The sequence below is a fragment of the Burkholderia territorii genome, from assembly GCF_001718335.1.
GTDB classification, from domain to species: domain Bacteria; phylum Pseudomonadota; class Gammaproteobacteria; order Burkholderiales; family Burkholderiaceae; genus Burkholderia; species Burkholderia territorii.
Genome location: NZ_CP013366.1, coordinates 1,053,610 through 1,071,142, shown reverse-complemented (window position 1 = coordinate 1,071,142; position 17,533 = coordinate 1,053,610). Strand labels below are relative to the sequence as shown.

Genomic DNA, 17,533 nt, shown 5'->3' with positions numbered 1-17,533 from the left:
GCGCCGACCGGACGCACAGCGAAAAGGCCGGCATCGAGCCGGCCTTTTCGTTTCATCGCGTGCTGCGCGAGCGCGTCACGAAATCCAGACCGCCAACGTCAGCATCAACAGCAGGATCATCCACAGGATCACCGCGCGCCACACCAGGCCGACCGCCGACTGCAGCGTGCGCGGCGTGCAATCATCACCGACCGTCAACGGGCCGCTGTCGCCGACCGCCAACGCGTCGAGACTCGACGGTTCCGCGAGCGGCCCTGCGAGGCGCGCACCGAGCGCGCCGCTGCCGGCCGCGAGCAGCACGCCGTCGTTCGGGTCGGGCCACTGGCGCGTGTGATTGCGCCACGCGTAGATCGCATCCTCGAAGTTGCCGACGATCGCGAAGCCGAGCGCGGTCAGTCGCGACGGAATCCAGTCGATCACGAAGAACGCACGCTGCGCGAACGTCGAGAACGCGGCGGTGCGATCGTCACCCGGCGTCGACCAGCTGCGCGCGAGATATTCCGAGATGCGATACAGCACGGCGCCGGCCGGACCGAGCGGCAGCACGTACCAGAAGAACACGCCGAACACGTGGCGATGCGACGCAACGACCGCATGAATCAGCGTATGGCGGACGATTTCACCGACCGGCATGTCGACCGTGTCGAGGCCCGTCCACTCGTGCAGGATCTCACGCGCGCGCGGCACGTCGTCGTTGTTGAGCGCGAGATGGATATCGGTGAAGTAATGGCTGAACTGGCGGAAGCCGAGCGTGAAGTACACGACGACGACGTTCCAGATGAACGCGAGCACGAAGCTCACCTTGAACAGCAGAAAGTAGATCAGCGCGACGATCAGCACCCACGGCAGCACGACTGCGAGCCATGCGAGCACACCATGTTTTTGCTTGCCGGCGTCGAGGCCATGCGCGACGGTTTCCGCATGAAACTGAAACAGCGCGAACACCGGATTGTTCGGCGACAACGCGCGGACCTGTTCGATGATGAGGGCGAGAAGAACCGAAAAGAAAGTCATGCGTGGCGCCGTCTTCGGAGTTATGTCATTTTTTGCATAACGATAGCACAGCGTAAGCAGCGGATGGCTGCCGACGCGACGGGCCGGCAGCCGGCCGCGCACGCAGGTTCGGGCGGGATGCTATCCGGCTGCCAAGAAGCGGTACAGATTGCGCAACATGCCGGCAGTTGCGCCCCAGATGAAGTAATGCCCGGCCGATTCGCCGTTCGGATAAGGCATCGCAAAAAAACGACGCTCGCCCCCTTCCCAACGGAACACGCGAACCTGGTGGTTCGCCGGGCTCATCAGGAACGCGAGCGGCACCTCGAAAATCTCGGCAACTTCAAACGAATCGGCCTGCACGGTGAATGGCGGATGCACGAGGCCCACGACGGGCGTCACGCAGAAGCCGGTCCCCGTCAGGTAGTCGGGCAGCGCGCCGAGAATCTCCACCGGTTCGGCGGCCAGCCCGATTTCTTCCTTCGCCTCTCGCAACGCGGTGGCCGTCGCATCGCGATCGAACGGCTCGCGACGGCCTCCGGGGAAGCTGATCTGCCCGGCATGGTCGTTCAGGTGATCGGCGCGCTGGGTCAGCAGCACGGTGAGGCCGCTCTCGCGAACGACGAGCGGGATGAGGACGGCGGCGCTGCGCGGGTCGACGCCCTCCTGCAGCCGTACCTCGGCGGGCTCGACGCTCCATTCGAGCGTGCGCGCGAAACGCTCGCGCAGCCCGGGCGGCGTCATCAGACGGGATTCGATGGATGGCAGGCCGGCGCCGGTGCCTTCGACCGGCAACACTTCGGGATCAATGATGGGGCGGCGATTCAATGGCGGTCTCGAGTTCGTGACGTATCGAACATATTGTCGCGCCAGAATGAAAAAAGCACCCGGGTGGGTGCTTTTTCCTTACAGCTCTTACTCTTGGGCAGCTGCTGCGGCGCGATCCTTCGACACCAGCTTTTCCTTGATTCGAGCCGACTTGCCCGAACGCTCGCGCAGGTAGTACAGCTTGGCACGACGCACATCACCGCGACGCTTCACGACGATGCTCGCCAGCAGCGGCGAGTAGGTCTGGAACGTACGCTCGACGCCTTCGCCCGACGAGATCTTGCGGACGATGAAGTTCGAGTTCAGGCCACGGTTGCGAATCGCGATCACGACGCCTTCGTATGCCTGAACGCGCTTGCGGTTACCTTCAACCACGTTCACGTTCACGATCACCGTGTCGCCCGGGGCGAATTCGGGGATCGTCTTGCCGGCGAGCGCGCGCTCGATCTCTTCCTGCTCAAGTTTTGCAATCAGATTCATCACTGACTCCTAAAGCCATCTTGTCGGCGTTTGCGCCCGCCTGCTTCCAGGCCTGGCCCCGATAGAGGATGGATTCACATCAGGCACCGCGCACGCATGCACGGCACCGCCATTTCCCGCACGCGACACTGCCTCAGGAGGCGTTCTTCGCTTCGCGTGCGAGGTTCGCGAGCCACGCCTCGTCGGCACGGCTCAACAACTTCTCGCGGCGCGCCCGGACGATCAGGTCCGGCCGCTTCCGCAACGTATTCCTCAATGCTTCCTGGCGCCGCCACCGCTCGATCTCGGCATGATGGCCGCCGAGCAACACGTCCGGCACGCGCATCCCCTCGTATTCCTCGGGGCGCGTGTAATGCGGACAATCGAGCAGCCCGTCGGCGAAGCTGTCCTGCACGGCCGACTGCGCATCGTTCAGCACCCCTGGCAAAAGACGCACGACGGCATCCATCATCGCCATCGCCGGCAGTTCGCCACCGGACAGAACGAAATCGCCGAGACTGATTTCCTCGTCGACGCAACGGTCGAGCAGACGCTGATCGATCGCCTCGTAGCGGCCGCACAGCACGATGACGCCGGGCTCCTGCGCCATCCGCACCGCACGTTCGTGCGTGAACGGCGCGCCCTGCGGCGACATCATCACCACCCGCGTGCTCGCGACGCCCTGCTCCGCCTGCGCTGCTTTCGCAGCACCGATCGCGGCCTCGAGCGGCCTGGCCAGCATCACCATGCCCGGACCGCCGCCGTACGGACGATCGTCAACCGTACGGTAGTTGTCCGTCGTGAAATCACGCGGATTCCAGGTACGCAATCCGAAGCGCCCCTGCTTCACGGCCCGACTGGTGATCCCCCAGTCGGTCAGCGCGCGGAACATTTCGGGAAAGAGCGTGACGACGTCGAACTGCACCGCGCTCTCCGTAACCTGGTTCATTAGTAATCGGCTTCCCAGTCGACGACGATGCGACGTGCCGCCTGATCCACCGTTTTGACGTAGACGCCGACGAACGGAATCAGCCGTTCGTCGGTGGTCGGCCGTCCATCCTTGCCGACTGCCGGATACTCGACGCGCATGATCGAATGCACGCCGTTGTCGATCATCCCGCTCACCGTCCCGAGCGCCACCGATTGCTCGTTGACGACTTCGAGGCCGATCAGGTCGACCCAATAGAATTCGTCCGCGGCCAATGCCGGGAAATCTTCCCGGCGCACGAACACGCGAAAGCCGCGCAAAGCCAGTGCGGCATCGCGGTCGCTGACACCCGCGGTGTGCGCGACGACGGTGTCGCCGTGCGTCTTCGATTGCAGGATGCGGGCGGACAACCGCTCGTCACCCCGTTCCAGCCACCAGCGGCGCGCCTTGAGCAGCGCATCGCCGCCGCGACCGGCGTCGGCATGCGTCGCCACCTTGACCCAGCCTTTCAGGCCGTAGGCGTCGACGACCGCCCCGACCTCGACAGCATCGTCGGGCCAGGTTTGCGCCGCTTCGAGACTGCCCTGCTCGGCAGCCGCACCGGCGCTCGCGACAGTGTCGCGCTCGACCGGCTTGCGGACGAATGCACCAAACGATGCTCGCCCGCGCCTTGCGTTACCGGAATCGTGACCGGACATCAATGCTCCTTGCAGCCGGCACGACCGGCACACCGCGCCATGTTAGGCAGCCGGTTGCGCCTTTTGCGCTTCCTTCACGAGACGCTGGACGGTCGGCGACAGTTGCGCGCCAACGCCTTGCCAGTACGTCAGGCGATCCTGAGCGATACGCAGCGATTCGCCCTTCGTGGCGACCGGGTTGTAGAAGCCGACGCGCTCGATGAAGCGGCCGTCACGACGGTTGCGCGAATCGGTAGCAACGATGTTGTAGAACGGGCGCTTCTTCGAGCCGCCGCGAGCCAGACGGATGATAACCATATGAAATCCTTCGGGAAAACCGGGTTCGAAACTACTGAAACATGCGATTATAGCCGGAAACCAAAGCCACAACAAACACTTACGCGCAAAAATTCCACGGGCACCCGGCACGCCGGGCATACAATCGTCGTGTCCACGACGCTTACCGCCGCCATGCCGCTATTTTGCGTCACCCGCGCGTGCCGCGGGCAACACCGCCTCGCGGGCTTGCTGGCCGGCCTCGTCACCTGGTTTGCAGCAACCGCGGCTGGTGCCGCACCGCCGGCAGACAAGCTCGTCGTGCCACCCGGCTTCCACGTCGACGTGCTGACCGATGCCGTGCCGACCGCCCGCGAAATGGCATGGTCGCCGCGCGGAATCCTGTATGTCGGCTCGCGGGAAGGCCGCGTGCATGCATTCGTGATGCGGGAGGGTCGGATCACGGCCCGTTACGTGATCGCATCGGGGCTCGATATGCCCGTCGGCGTCGCGTATCGCGACGGCGCGCTCTATATCTCCGCCGTGTCGCGCATTCTGCGTCTCGACCACATCGACGACCGGCTCGCCAAGCCGCCGGCACCGGCGGTCGTGACGGACGCGCTGCCGACCGATCATCATCACGGCTGGAAATTCATCGCATTCGGCCCCGACGGCAAACTCTACGTGCCGGTCGGTGCGCCGTGCAACGTGTGCCTCGCCGACCGCGGTCGATACGCGATCATCGCACGCATGAACGTGGACGGCAGCGGCCGGGAAGTATTCGCCCGCGGCATACGCAATACCGTCGGCTTCGCCTGGCACCCCGATACGCGCGAGCTGTGGTTTACCGACAACGGACGCGACTTGATGGGCGACGACGTGCCCGACGACACGCTGAACCGTGCGCCGCGCGCCGGCCTCGATTTCGGTTTTCCATACTGCCACGCCGGCGACACGCCCGACCCGGAATTCGGAAGCGCCGACATATGCCGCCGCTACGCGCCGCCCGTGTTGAAACTCGGCGCGCACGTCGCGGCACTCGGTATGCGCTTCTATACGGGCCCGATGTTTCCGGCGTCATATCGCAACAACATCTTCATTGCCGAGCACGGCTCGTGGAATCGCAGCACGAAGGTCGGTTATCGCGTGATGCGCGCCGTCGTGTCGGCCGACGGCAGCCATGCAAGCCAGACACCGTTCATCACCGGCTGGCTGCGCGCGGACGGCACCGTTTGGGGGCGCCCGGCCGATGTCCTGCCGCTGCCGGACGGCTCGCTGCTCGTCAGCGACGACTACGCAGGCACCATCTACCGCATCACCTATGCGGCACCTTGACGCAGGCCAGGGATGACCGGGCCCGATCGGGCATCGTAGAATGCGAGCCGGGCCGAGCGCCCCGCGCCGGCCTGCCGGCCGCCCATGCCAACGACAATCCGCCGCCATTCATGTCCAGCAGCACTGCATCGACCCGCCGCTTCCGCTCCAAGACGCTCACCGCCGGCCTCGCGTTCCTCCTTGGTTCGCTCGGTGCGCACCGCTTCTACCTGTACGGCTTTCGCGACGTGTACGGCTGGGCGCACCTGCTGGCGACGATCGTCGGAATCCCGGGTTTCCTGCTGCTCGCCGCCACCCAGCGCAGTGCCAGCCTCGGCTGGTGGCTTGCCGTGCCGGGTGCGGTTTCGCTTCTGGCAGCGTTCCTCGCCGCGCTCGTCTACGGCCTGCGCCCCGACGAGAAATGGGACGCGCAATTCAATGCCGACACCGGCAGGCACAGCCAGTCAGGCTGGACGGTGATCTTCATCGTGATCTTCTCGCTGCTGATCGGTGCGTTCCTGCTGATGACGGCGCTCGCGCTGTCGTTCCAGACATACTTCGAATCGCAAGTCGAAGCGGCGAAGCAAATCTCGCAGTAAGCGTCGACGTGCATCGGCCGGATCAGAACAGACTCAGCTGAAGGTCGTCACGCGATTTCGCGCCGTTTGCGCCCGCCAGCGGGCGCTGCGCTGCCGCCGCGGCCTGCGGCGCACCGCGAAACTGGGACAGATCCAGGATCCCGTTCGCACGCTCGTTCAATCCGAGCCGCTTCACGGCCTGACGGAACCGCTGCCGCAACAGGTCGGCCCAGATTCCCTCGCCCTTCATCCGCTTCGAGAAATCCGAGTCGTAATCCTTCCCGCCACGCATGTCGCGCACGCGGTTCATCACGCGCTCCGCGCGATCGGGGAAATGCGCGCAGAGCCAGTTCTTGAACAGCGGCGCAACCTCCCACGGCAACCGCAGGATGATGTAACTCGCGTGCGTCGCGCCGGCTTCCGCACAGGCTTCCAGCACGCGCTCCATGTCCGGCTCGGTGACGAACGGGATCACCGGCGCAATGCTGACGCCCACCGGCACGCCCGCGTCGCGCAGCGCGCGGATCGTGCGCAGCCGGCGCGCCGGCGTGGCCGCACGCGGCTCGAGCGTGCGTGCGAGATCGGCGTCGAGCGTCGTGATCGTGACCGCGGCCATCAACTGCCCGCGCTCGGCCATCGGCGCCAGCAGATCCAGATCGCGCTCGATCAGCGACGATTTCGTGATCGCGGCGAACGGCAGCCCGTGGTCGTGCATCACCTGGATCACGCTGCGCGTGATGCGCAGATCGCGCTCGACCGGCTGGTATGCATCGGTGTTGACGCCGAGCGCTATTGGCTCCGGCACGTAGCGCTTGCGCGAAATCTCGCGTTCGAGCAATTCGGCCGCGTTGACCTTCGCATAGATGCGGCTCTCGAAATCGAGCCCCGGAGACAGGCCGAGATAACTATGGGTCGGCCGCGCAAAGCAGTAGATGCAGCCGTGCTCGCAGCCGCGATACGGATTGAGCGACACGCTGAACGGTATGTCCGGCGACTGGTTGCGCGTGAGGATGCTCTTCGCACGCTCCTCGAACACCTGCGTGCGCAGCGGAGCGGGCAGATCGGCGTCTTCCGATTCGTGCGTCCAGCCGTCGTCGACCGCTTCGCGCAGCGCCGTTTCGTATCGCCCCTGGAGGTTGTCGACCGCACCGCGCCCCTTGCGGGGCGCCGGCGGCGCTATCGGAAATTCGTTGTCGGACCGGCCGTCCATGCGCTCACCCATTTGCAGGCATCCAATACTGTATGTTTATACAGTATTGGATGCCTCATGCCAAGCGCCGAATAGAGGGACGGGATGCAGGCCGCAGCCACGGTCATTCGCCAACCGAGATCGTCAGCGTCTCCTTGATTTCTTCCATCACGACGTAGCTCTTCGACTGCACCGCGCCGGGCAGCTGCAGCAGGATATCGCCCAGCAGCTTGCGATAGTCGGCCATTTCGCCGATCCGCGCCTTGATCAGGTAGTCGAAGTCGCCGGACACGAGATGGCATTCGAGCACTTCGTCGATCTTCATCACTTCGCGCCGGAACTGCTCGAACATGTTGCCGCCCTTGTGGCCGAGCGTGATCTCGACGAACACCAGCAAGGCCGCGCCCAGCTGCGCCGGATCCACGCGCGCGTGATAGCCGGTGATCACACCGTCGCGCTCCATGCGCCGCACGCGTTCGATGCATGGCGTGACGGTCAGCCCGACCTGTTCGGCGAGGTCCTTCATCGCCATCCGGCCGTCGTCCTGCAGCAGTTTGAGGATGCGGCGGTCGAGCTTGTCGAGCGAGCGTACTGGCTGACGTTGCGTTCTCATTTGTTTATGCTGAAAACCTGAAAAATACGATAACAAAACCTACACATTCGACAATACCATAGCGCAAAAAACTAGATCAGCTAGAGGTTACACGGAGCCGCACGTGCGCCCGGCCTCGCCCTGATCCTTCCATCTGGAGCAGCTATGCGAGTCGTCATTCTGGGCAGCGGTGTGGTGGGCGTGGCAAGCGCGTATTACCTCGCGCGCGCCGGTCATGAAGTCACGGTGATCGACCGGGAAGCAGGCCCGGCGCTGGAGACGAGCTTCGCGAACGCAGGCCAGATCTCGCCCGGTTATGCGGCGCCGTGGGCGGCGCCCGGCGTGCCGCTGAAGGCCGTCAAGTGGATGTTCGAGAAGCACGCGCCGCTCGCGATCCGCCTTGACGGTACGCGTTTCCAGCTGCAGTGGATGTGGCAGATGCTGCGCAACTGCACGGCCGAGCGCTATGCCGTCAACAAGGGCCGCATGGTCCGTCTCGCCGAATACAGCCGCGATTGCCTGCAGGCGCTGCGCGCCGACACGGGCATCCAGTACGAAGGCCGCACGGGCGGCACGCTGCAGCTGTTCCGCACGCAACAGCAACTCGACGGCGCAGCCAAGGACATCGCGGTGCTCCAGGAAGCGAACGTGCCGTTCGAACTGCTGTCGCCGGCAGAACTCCGGAATGCCGAGCCGGCGCTCGCCGCCGTGTCGCACAAGCTGACGGGCGGCCTGCGGCTGCCGGGCGACGAAACGGGCGATTGCCAGCTGTTCACGACGCGCCTCGCGGCGCTCGCTGAATCGCTGGGCGTGAAGTTCCGCTACAACACGCCGATCGATGCACTGGCGATCGCCGGCGGCAAGATCGCCGGCGTGCAGTGCGGCAGCGAGACGGTGCGCGCCGATGCATACGTCGTCGCACTCGGGTCGTATTCGACCAACTTCATCTCGAACCTGATGAAGATCCCCGTCTATCCGCTGAAGGGTTATTCGATCACCGCGCCGATCGTGAACGAGGCGGCCGCGCCCGTGTCGACGGTGCTCGACGAAACGTACAAGATCGCGATCACGCGTTTCGATCAGCGCATCCGCGTCGGCGGCATGGCGGAGATCGTCGGCTTCGACAAGAACCTGCGCGCCGCACGGCGCGAAACGCTCGAAATGTGCGTGAACGACCTGTTCCCGGGCGGCGGCGACACATCGAAGGCAACGTTCTGGACGGGCCTGCGCCCGATGACGCCGGACGGCACGCCGATCGTCGGCCGCACGCCGGTGTCGAACCTGTTCCTGAACACCGGCCACGGCACGCTCGGCTGGACGATGTCGTGCGGGTCGGGCCAGTTGCTCGCCGATCTGATCTCGGGCAAGAAGCCGGCAATCCAGGCCGACGACCTGTCGGTGCATCGCTACCTGAAGGACGTGGCCGGCCAGACGCGCCCGGCATACGCATAAGCGAAACGGCCGGCCACGACACGGGCCGGTCCGCATCGACGAAAAAGGCGCCCCGCGGGCGCCTTTTTTTCGTTGCGGCGAATGCGTTGCCCGCTCTCAACAGCGCTTGCGGCATCGCGCGCGTGGTTCTCGCCGTTGCACGCCGACGATCGACGCTTCCGGCCGCCCTGCCCGTACGGCGACATGTACGATGCAGAACCGAGCGAGCACGGCTCGCTGCCCGGCAAAACGCCCGATCGCTTCCGTCATTGCACGAAAAAAAGGGGCGCTCATCGCGCCCCTCGTATTGTGTACCTGCCGCCGGAGCGTCAAGCCACGTCGTGTCAGCCCAGTTCGTTGACCAGTTCCGGCACGAGGGCAAACAGATCGCCGACGAGGCCGTAATCGGCCACGCTGAAGATCGGCGCTTCCGGATCCTTGTTGATCGCGACGATCACCTTCGAATCCTTCATGCCGGCCAGGTGCTGGATCGCACCCGAGATGCCGACCGCGATGTACAACTGCGGTGCGACGATCTTGCCGGTCTGGCCGACCTGGTAGTCGTTCGGCACGTAGCCGGCATCCACTGCCGCGCGCGATGCGCCGAGCGCCGCCGACAGCTTGTCGGCCAGCGGCTCCAGCACCTTCGTGTAGTTCTCGCCGCTGCCCAGACCGCGGCCGCCCGACACGATGATGCTCGCGCTGGTCAGCTCCGGACGGTCCAGCTTCGTCACTTCACGGCTGACGAACTGCGACTTGCCTGCATCGGCCGCTGCTTCGATCTTCTCGACCGATGCGCTGCCGCCTTCCGCTGCCACCGGATCGAAACCGGTCGCGCGCACCGTGATGACCTTGATCGGGTCGCTCGACTGCACCGTCGCGATCGCGTTGCCTGCATAGATCGGGCGCTCGAACGTGTCGGCCGAATCGACTGCCGTGATGTCCGAGATCTGCGCGACGTCCAGCTTCGCGGCGATACGCGGTGCAACGTTCTTGCCATAGGCAGTGGCCGGCGCGAGGATGTGCGAGTAGTCCTTCGCGATGTTCAGCGCGGTCGCCTCGACGTTTTCCGCCAGGCCTTCGGCCAGCTGCGGCGCGTCGGCCAGCAGCACCTTCGACACACCCGCGATCTTTGCTGCCGCGTCGGCCGCGCCCTGCGCGTTGTGCCCCGCGACCAGCACGTGAATGTCACCGCCGATCTTCGCAGCCGCCGCCACCGTGTTCAGCGTCGCGGCCTTGATCGACGCGTTGTCATGTTCTGCAATCACCAGAATCGTCATTTCTTTCCGCTCCCTTTACAGCACCTTGGCTTCGGTCTTCAGCTTCTCGACCAGCGTCTTCACGTCCGGCACCTTCACGCCGGCCGCGCGCTTCGGCGGCTCGGCCACCTTCAGCGTCTTCAGACGCGGCGTAACGTCCACGCCCAGGTCTTCGGGTTTCACCGTTTCCAGCGGCTTCTTCTTCGCCTTCATGATGTTCGGCAGCGTCACGTAGCGCGGCTCGTTCAGGCGCAGGTCGGTCGTCACGACCGCCGGCAGCGACAGCGACAGCGTTTCCGCGCCACCGTCGACTTCGCGTGCAACCGTTGCCTTGCCGTCGGCGATCGTCACCTTCGACGCGAACGTCGCTTGCGGCAGACCAGCCAGCGCAGCGAGCATCTGGCCCGTCTGGTTCGAATCGTCGTCGATCGCTTGCTTGCCGAGGATCACGAGTTGCGGCTGCTCCTTGTCGACCAGCGCCTTGAGGATCTTCGCGACGGCCAGCGGCTCGACGCCATCGTTCGACTCGACCAGGATCGCGCGATCCGCGCCGATCGCCAGTGCCGTGCGCAGCGTTTCCTGCGCTTGCGCGACACCGACCGACACGGCGATCACTTCAGTCGCCACACCGGCTTCCTTCAGGCGCACGGCTTCTTCAACGGCGATTTCGTCGAACGGGTTCATCGACATCTTCACGTTCGCGATGTCGACGCCCGTGTTGTCCGACTTCACGCGGACCTTCACGTTGTAATCGACCACTCTTTTCACTGGCACCAGGATTTTCATGCACACGCTCCAAAGTTACGAATACGACCAGAGGCCATTCTATAGCGAGGCCTCATGACTGCGCGGCCAAGCGGACCAATCCATCGTGGCTATCGAGGATAGCGCTCCTCTGCGGCGCGCCGGCAATAGCGAACGGTCGTTCTATTTTAAAAGAGAAAAAACCCGGACGCAAAGCCCGGGTTTTCGATCATCGACTCTAATCGTCACCGGGCGCGCCCAGCACCAAGTGTCACCAGGCGGCGATGACCGCGCCGCCGAACTTCTGTTCGATGAACTGCTTTACGTCCGCGGAGTGGTAAGCCGCCACCAGCTTCGCGACCCACGGCTTGCTCCGGTCGGCCTCGCGAATCGCAAGGATGTTCGCGTAGGGGCCGTTCGGACCCTCGATCGCGATCGCGTCCTGCTTCGGTTTCAACCCCGCTTCCATTGCGTAATTGGTATTGATGGCCGCAGCGTCGACGTCGCCGAGCGAGCGCGGAATCTGCGCCGCATCGAGTTCGACGATCTTCAGCTTGCGCGGATTGTCGACGATGTCGAGCGGCGTCGCCTTCAGCCCCGCATCCGCACGCAGCTTCAGCAGCCCCTGCTTCTGCAGCAACAGCAGCGCGCGGCCGCCATTGGTCGGATCGTTCGGCACGGCGATGCGCGCGCCCGGCTTCAACTCGGCAAGCGACTTTACCCGCTTCGAATAGATGCCCATCGGGAACGTGACGGTATCCGCGACCTTGATCAGCTTGTAGCCGCGATCCTTCACCTGCGCCTGCAGATAAGGATCGTGCTGGTAGCTGTTCGCGTCGAGATCGCCCGACGCGAGCGCCGCGTTCGGCTGCACGTAATCGGAGAATTCGACGATGCGGATGTCGAGGCCGCTTCTGGCCGCGACCTTCTTCACCACGTCCATGATCTGAGCGTGCGGACCGCCCGTCACGCCCACCTTGATGGTTTCGGCCTGCGCGTGCGCGCTCGCGAACAGCGCGGCCGCGCCGAGTGCGGCCGCGAATTTCAGCATGAAACGTCGTTGCATCGTCTCCCCTACCTGTGAATGTCGTTTTTACTTGTGGCTCAGCCGGCGCACGAGCCAGTCGCCGAACGATTGCACGATCTGCACGAACACGATCAGGATCGCGACGACCGTCCACATCACTTCCGGCAGATAACGCTGGTAGCCGTAACGGATCCCGAGATCGCCGAGCCCGCCGCCGCCGATCGCACCGGCCATCGCCGAGTAGCCGACGAGCGACACAAACGTGATCGTCAGGCCCGCGACGATGCCGGGCAGCGATTCCGGCAGCAGCACCTTGAAGACGATCTGCGACGTCGTCGCGCCCATCGACTGCGCGGCCTCGATCAGCCCGCGGTCGACTTCGCGCAGCGCGGTCTCGACCAGCCGCGCGACGAACGGCGCGGCCGCGAGCGTCAGCGGCACGACCGCCGCGGCCGTGCCGATCGACGACCCCGTGACGAGCCGCGTGAATGGAATGACCGCGACCAGCAGGATGATGAACGGCGTCGAGCGCACCGCGTTCACGATGCCGCCGAGCACGCGATTCACACCGAGGTTCTGCAGCACGCCCTGGCGATCCGTCAGGTAGAGCAGCACGCCGAGCGGCAGCCCGACGAGCGCGCCGACCGCTCCCGAGATGCCGACCATGATCAGCGTCTCCCAGAACGACTGCACGAACATATCGAACATCTCACTCAACATACGAAAGCTCCTCTACCACCACACCTTGCTCGCGCAGGAACGCGAGCGCCTGCCCGACCTTGCCCGGTTCGCCGCCCGCGAGCACCGCGAGCGACCCGAACGCCTGCCCCTGGATCTCGTCGATCTGGCCATGCAGGATGTTGAAATCGAGTTCGTAGCGGCGAATCGTCTCCGACAGGATCGGCTGGTCCACCCCCGAGCCGGTGAACGCGAGACGCAGCAAATGCCCGCTGCCCGCCTTCAGCCGCTCGGCCACGCGCGCCTTCAGCGCGGGCGGCAATTCCTGCGCGATCACGTCGCCGATCAGCGCGCGCGTCACTTCGTGATGCGGCTGCAGGAACACGTCGATCACGCGGCCTTCCTCGACCACGCGACCCGCGTCGAGCACGGCCACGCGATCGCACACCTGCTTGATCACTTCCATCTGGTGCGTGATCAGCACGATCGTCAGGCCGAGTTCGCGGTTGATGCGTTTCAGCAGGTCGAGGATCGCGCGCGTGGTCTCGGGATCGAGCGCCGACGTCGCTTCGTCCGACAGCAGCACCTTCGGCTTGCTCGCGAGCGCGCGGGCAATGCCGACACGCTGCTTCTGGCCGCCGCTGATCTGCGCCGGGTAGCGATCCTTCTGCGCGGACAGCCCGACGAGGTCGAGCAGCGGCAGCACGGCTGCCTCGATGTCGGCACGGCTCGCGCCTGCAAGCTCGAGCGGCAGCGCGACGTTGTCGAACACGGTGCGCGACGACAGCAGGTTGAAGTGCTGGAAGATCATGCCGATGTCGCGGCGTGCTTCGCGCAGTGCGCCGGCCGACAGCATCGTGAGATCGCGCCCGCCGACGACGACGTTGCCTTCGGTCGGCCGCGTGAGCAGGTTGATGGTGCGCACGAGCGTGCTCTTGCCGGCGCCGCTTCGGCCGATGATGCCGAACACCTCGCCCTGCGGGATCGTCAGATTGACGTTGTGCAATGCGTCGACCCAGCCGGTCGGCCCGGGGAAACGCTGCGACAGATTGCGTAATTCGATCATGTAAACAAAACGGCGGCCGACAGGCGAGGCTCGCCAGTCGGCCGCCGATGCATCTGGAATAGCCGGCGATTTTACCGCAAACCCCTCATTCCACTTAATAATCGATTTCGATCTTTTCATAACCGCACGAAATTAGAGGAGCGCTGCTGGCCCGCCGCTTGGGCGCCGCGACTATGATCCGGAAACACCGCTGCCAACGACACAGGAGACCCGCCCGATGACCGCCACCACCACGCAGGCTGCCGCCCCCGCCGCCACCGCCGCGCCGGACACGGCAGCGCCTCCCGCCCCGCGAATGGGCCGGCTGCGTACCGCGGACGGGCTCGAACTGGCGTCGTATCGCTGGCCGGCGGGCGACGGCACCCGGCCTGCGCGCGCGACGGTCGCGCTCGTGCATGGTCTCGCCGAGCACGCGGGCCGTTATGCGGCGCTCGCGGCCAGACTGAATGCGGCCGGCATCGGCGTGCTGGTGATCGATCTGCGCGGGCACGGCCAATCGCCGGGCAAACGCGCGTGGATCGAGCGTTTCGACGATTACCTGAACGACGCGGACGCCCTCGTTGCCGAAGCCGCCCGCGACGATACGCCGCTCTTCCTGATGGGGCACAGCATGGGCGGCGCCATCGCGGCGCTGCATGCGATCGAACGCGCGCCGGTTCGCGGCCACACGCTGGCGGGCCTCGTGCTGTCGAGCCCGGCGCTCGCACCGGGACGCGACGTGCCGCGCTGGATGCTTGCGATGAGCCGCTTCATCAGCCGCGTATGGCCGAGCTTCCCCGCGATCAAGATCGACGCGGCGCTGCTGTCGCGCGATCCGGCAGTCGTCGCGGCCAATCGCGCCGATCCGCTGGTCCATCACGGCGCAGTGCCGGCGCGCACCGGCGCCGAGATCCTCGACGCGATGGCGCGCATCGAGCGCGGTCGCGGCGCGCTTCGCGTGCCGGTGCTCGTCTATCACGGCACCGAGGACAAACTGACCGAACCGGACGGCAGCCGGGCGTTCGGTTCACGCGTCGGCTCGCCCGATCGCACGCTGACGCTGTACGAGGGCGGATTCCACGAAACGATGAACGATCTCGAGCGCGATCGCGTGATCGATGCACTGATCGCGTGGATTCACGCGCGCGCACCGGCGCGCTGAGCGCGCGCCGAGCCGCCGCCGGTCAGATGCCGGCCAGCACGCGCAAGTGCGCGACGACGCTGCGGCCGAGCGCGGACAGGTTGTAGCCGCCCTCGAGACAGCTCACGATGCGGCCCTGCGCATGCCGGCGCGCGACGTCGACGACCTGCGCGGTGAGCCATTCGAAATCCGCCTCGACGAGACCGAGGTTGCCGATGTCGTCCTCCCGATGCGCGTCGAACCCGGCCGACACGAACAGCATCTGCGGCTTGAACGCATCGAGACGCGGCAGCCAGAACATGTCGACCGCTTCGCGGATCGCCATCCCGTTGCTGCGCGCAGGCATCGGCAGGTTGACCATGTTCGGCGCCTGGTGATCGACGCCCGAGAACGGGTACAGCGGATGCTGGAAGAAACTGCACATCAGCACGCGCTCGTCGTTCGCGAATGCGGCTTCGGTGCCATTGCCGTGGTGCACGTCGAAATCGACGATCGCGACGCGCTCGAGGCCATGGACGTCGAGCGCATGCCGCGCGGCGATCGCGACGTTGTTGAAAAAGCAGAATCCCATCGCGCGCGCGGGTTCCGCATGATGACCCGGCGGCCGCACGCTGCAGAATGCATTCGCGTAGCGGCCCTCGATTACGGCGTCGGTCGCCGCGATCGCCGCGCCGGCCGCACGCAGCGCGGCACGCCACGTGTCGCGATTCATCATCGTGTCGGGATCGATCTCGACGTAGCCGTCGACGGGCGTCATGCTGCGGATGTAGTCGATGTGAGCCTGCGTATGCACGCGGCCCAGCGCCACCTCGCTCGCGAACGGCGCGGTTTCGTGCACGATCAGGTCGTCGATGCGGCTCGCGATCAACTGATCCTGGATCGCCGACAGGCGGGCCGGGCATTCCGGATGCCACTCCCCCATCTCGTGCAACAGGCAGTCGGGGTGCGTATAGAAGGCGGTTGCCATAATCTGTCATCCGCGACGCGCGGTGCGCCGCAGGTCTCCATCAATGATGTCCATCGTCTGCCGCGAATTCGCCGCTAACTTACCACAACGGTGCGCAGCCACGCCCCGGCACGCAGGATGCGTCGGGTATACTGCGCCGAACCCCATCGCCCTGTCCGCCCGCTTCGACATGAATTCCAGCAATCCTGCCGTCCTTCTCTCCGCACTGTTCCGCGTTCGCGCCCCGCTCGTTGCCGCCGCCGTCGCCGCGAGCGTGGCCGCCGCGCCCGCCGTCGCGCAGACGCAGCCTGCGAAGTCCGCAGGCACGCGCGTCGCGCAGGCGCAACCGCAGCAGCCGGCGCCGCAAGGCCAGACCTTCGAAGAGGAAATCGTTCCGCAGCGTTACGCGAACAACGCGCAGGTCGATGCGTTCATCGACGAGATGGTGAGCCGCAACGGCTTCGATTCCGCGAGCCTGCATGCGCTGTTCTCGCGCATCAGCTACTCGGCCACCGCCGTCAAGCTCGTCAAGCCGGCGCCCACGCCTTCGGTGAAGAACTGGCGCGTCTATCGTTCGCGTTTCATCGAACCGATCCGCATCAACGCGGGCGTGAAATTCTGGAAAGCGAACCAGGCGACACTGCAGCGCGCGTCCGCGGAATTCGGCGTGCCGCCCGAAGTGATCGTCGGCATCATCGGCGTCGAGACGATCTACGGCCGCTACATGGGCAACTTCCGCGTGCTCGATGCACTGACGACGCTCACGTTCGACTACCCCGACACGCCGAATCGCGACAGTCGTCAGGCAACGTTCCGCAAGAATCTCGAGGACTTCCTCGTCTGGACCCGCGATAACCAGCTCGACCCGACCACCGTGCTCGGCTCGTACACGGGCGCGATCGGCATCCCGCAGTTCCTGCCGAGCAGCATCCGCGAGTATGCGGTCGACTACGACGGCGGCGGCCACGTCGATCTGCGCAGCAGCCCCGCGGACGCGATCGGCAGCGTCGCGAACTACCTGAAGCAGCACGGCTGGGAAACCGATCGCCCGGTAGTCTGGCGGATCACGCCCGACACGGGCAGCCTCGGCATCGCCCAGGCGGCCGCGGACGGCCAGCCGGAACCGCACTGGGCACTGTCGCAACTGCTGCGCGCCGGCATGACGCTCAACGAGCCGATGGTCAACATCACCACCGAAGCCGGCACGCCGGTTACCGTGGTCGATCTGCCGTCCCCGGGACGGCCGACCGAATACATGCTCGGCCTGAAGAACTTCTACGTGCTGACACGCTACAACCGCAGCTTCTTCTATGCACTCGCCGTCTACCAGCTCGGCGAAGCCGTGAAGGCACAGATGGAGGCGGATGGTGCGCTGCCGTTACCTCCCGCGGACACGGAAGCGCCAGCGCAGTGAGCGCAGTGCGCCCA

The 17,533-nt window shown here is 65.4% G+C and carries 19 protein-coding genes; 5 read left to right on the top strand and 14 right to left on the bottom strand.

Translation table 11 applies throughout. The features are described from left to right. Positions 1–75 precede the first annotated feature (75 nt). The 6 genes from WS51_RS15635 to rpsP form a co-directional block, all read right to left on the bottom strand. The gene (locus tag WS51_RS15635; protein ID WP_059447925.1) at positions 76–1,014 is read right to left on the bottom strand and encodes a CobD/CbiB family protein; all 939 of its coding nucleotides are present in this window, start codon (positions 1,012–1,014) and stop codon (positions 76–78) included. Positions 1,015–1,134: 120 nt separating this feature from the next. After that, complete coding sequence (locus tag WS51_RS15630) at positions 1,135–1,821, bottom strand: CoA pyrophosphatase (protein ID WP_059447924.1); 687 nt, start codon at positions 1,819–1,821, stop codon at positions 1,135–1,137. 87 nt (positions 1,822–1,908) lie between these two features. Then, complete coding sequence (rplS, locus tag WS51_RS15625) at positions 1,909–2,301, bottom strand: 50S ribosomal protein L19 (RefSeq protein ID WP_059447923.1); 393 nt, start codon at positions 2,299–2,301, stop codon at positions 1,909–1,911. A 133-nt stretch (positions 2,302–2,434) separates the two neighbouring features. Further along, complete coding sequence (gene trmD, locus WS51_RS15620; RefSeq protein ID WP_059447922.1) at positions 2,435–3,229, bottom strand: tRNA (guanosine(37)-N1)-methyltransferase TrmD; 795 nt, start codon at positions 3,227–3,229, stop codon at positions 2,435–2,437. Next, positions 3,229–3,906: a ribosome maturation factor RimM gene (gene rimM, locus WS51_RS15615; RefSeq protein ID WP_059447921.1), complete on the bottom strand. Its 678-nt coding sequence runs from the start codon at positions 3,904–3,906 to the stop codon at positions 3,229–3,231. Before rimM ends, trmD begins: the two co-directional genes overlap by 1 nt. Before the next feature lie 42 nt (positions 3,907–3,948). Beyond that, positions 3,949–4,203: a 30S ribosomal protein S16 gene (gene rpsP, locus WS51_RS15610; RefSeq protein ID WP_006476550.1), complete on the bottom strand. Its 255-nt coding sequence runs from the start codon at positions 4,201–4,203 to the stop codon at positions 3,949–3,951. 153 nt (positions 4,204–4,356) lie between these two features. Here rpsP and WS51_RS15605 point away from each other — a divergent pair, with 153 nt between their 5' ends. Both WS51_RS15605 and WS51_RS15600 read left to right on the top strand, forming a co-directional pair. Beyond that, the gene (locus WS51_RS15605) at positions 4,357–5,496 is read left to right on the top strand and encodes a PQQ-dependent sugar dehydrogenase (protein ID WP_060023034.1); all 1,140 of its coding nucleotides are present in this window, start codon (positions 4,357–4,359) and stop codon (positions 5,494–5,496) included. Positions 5,497–5,606: 110 nt separating this feature from the next. Continuing rightward, positions 5,607–6,074 (top strand): NINE protein, encoded by a 468-nt coding sequence (locus tag WS51_RS15600; protein ID WP_059545280.1) that lies wholly within the window; start codon positions 5,607–5,609, stop codon positions 6,072–6,074. Positions 6,075–6,096: 22 nt separating this feature from the next. On the opposite strand, the gene WS51_RS15595 is transcribed toward WS51_RS15600, so the two are convergent. Both WS51_RS15595 and WS51_RS15590 read right to left on the bottom strand, forming a co-directional pair. Further along, a complete protein-coding gene (locus WS51_RS15595; protein WP_069229419.1) occupies positions 6,097–7,275 on the bottom strand; it encodes a PA0069 family radical SAM protein in 1,179 nt (392 codons plus the stop codon). A gap of 91 nt (positions 7,276–7,366) precedes the next feature. After that, positions 7,367–7,855, bottom strand: coding sequence for an Lrp/AsnC ligand binding domain-containing protein (locus WS51_RS15590; protein WP_040143708.1), 489 nt, complete (start codon positions 7,853–7,855; stop codon positions 7,367–7,369). Positions 7,856–7,999: 144 nt separating this feature from the next. Between WS51_RS15590 and WS51_RS15585 the strand changes: the two genes are divergently transcribed. Further along, on the top strand, positions 8,000–9,286 hold the full coding sequence (locus WS51_RS15585; RefSeq protein ID WP_059447917.1) for a D-amino acid dehydrogenase: 1,287 nt from the start codon (positions 8,000–8,002) through the stop codon (positions 9,284–9,286). A gap of 323 nt (positions 9,287–9,609) precedes the next feature. Here the strand turns inward: WS51_RS15585 and WS51_RS15580 are convergent, their stop codons facing one another. The 5 genes from WS51_RS15580 to WS51_RS15560 all read right to left on the bottom strand — a co-directional run bounded on the left by WS51_RS15580 (position 9,610) and on the right by WS51_RS15560 (position 14,039). Continuing rightward, positions 9,610–10,545: an electron transfer flavoprotein subunit alpha/FixB family protein gene (locus WS51_RS15580; protein WP_059522890.1), complete on the bottom strand. Its 936-nt coding sequence runs from the start codon at positions 10,543–10,545 to the stop codon at positions 9,610–9,612. 15 nt (positions 10,546–10,560) lie between these two features. Further along, on the bottom strand, positions 10,561–11,310 hold the full coding sequence (locus WS51_RS15575) for an electron transfer flavoprotein subunit beta/FixA family protein (RefSeq protein WP_059807337.1): 750 nt from the start codon (positions 11,308–11,310) through the stop codon (positions 10,561–10,563). 229 nt (positions 11,311–11,539) lie between these two features. Continuing rightward, positions 11,540–12,334, bottom strand: a complete 795-nt coding sequence (locus tag WS51_RS15570; RefSeq protein ID WP_059790230.1) for a MetQ/NlpA family ABC transporter substrate-binding protein — start codon at positions 12,332–12,334, stop codon at positions 11,540–11,542. 27 nt (positions 12,335–12,361) lie between these two features. Then, positions 12,362–13,015, bottom strand: coding sequence for a methionine ABC transporter permease (locus tag WS51_RS15565; protein ID WP_044844825.1), 654 nt, complete (start codon positions 13,013–13,015; stop codon positions 12,362–12,364). After that, entirely contained in the window at positions 13,005–14,039 is a 1,035-nt protein-coding gene (locus WS51_RS15560) for a methionine ABC transporter ATP-binding protein (RefSeq protein ID WP_059448236.1), read from the bottom strand. The genes WS51_RS15565 and WS51_RS15560 overlap by 11 nt, the downstream gene beginning before the upstream one ends. 217 nt (positions 14,040–14,256) lie before the next feature. Between WS51_RS15560 and WS51_RS15555 the strand changes: the two genes are divergently transcribed. After that, positions 14,257–15,180, top strand: coding sequence for an alpha/beta hydrolase (locus tag WS51_RS15555; RefSeq protein ID WP_069229418.1), 924 nt, complete (start codon positions 14,257–14,259; stop codon positions 15,178–15,180). Between the two features lie 22 nt (positions 15,181–15,202). On the opposite strand, the gene WS51_RS15550 is transcribed toward WS51_RS15555, so the two are convergent. Next, positions 15,203–16,126, bottom strand: coding sequence for a histone deacetylase family protein (locus tag WS51_RS15550; RefSeq protein ID WP_059507158.1), 924 nt, complete (start codon positions 16,124–16,126; stop codon positions 15,203–15,205). Between the two features lie 43 nt (positions 16,127–16,169). Here WS51_RS15550 and mltB point away from each other — a divergent pair, with 43 nt between their 5' ends. Next, positions 16,170–17,519, top strand: a complete 1,350-nt coding sequence (mltB, locus tag WS51_RS15545) for a lytic murein transglycosylase B (RefSeq protein WP_081333575.1) — start codon at positions 16,170–16,172, stop codon at positions 17,517–17,519. The last annotated feature ends 14 nt before the right edge of the window (positions 17,520–17,533 follow it).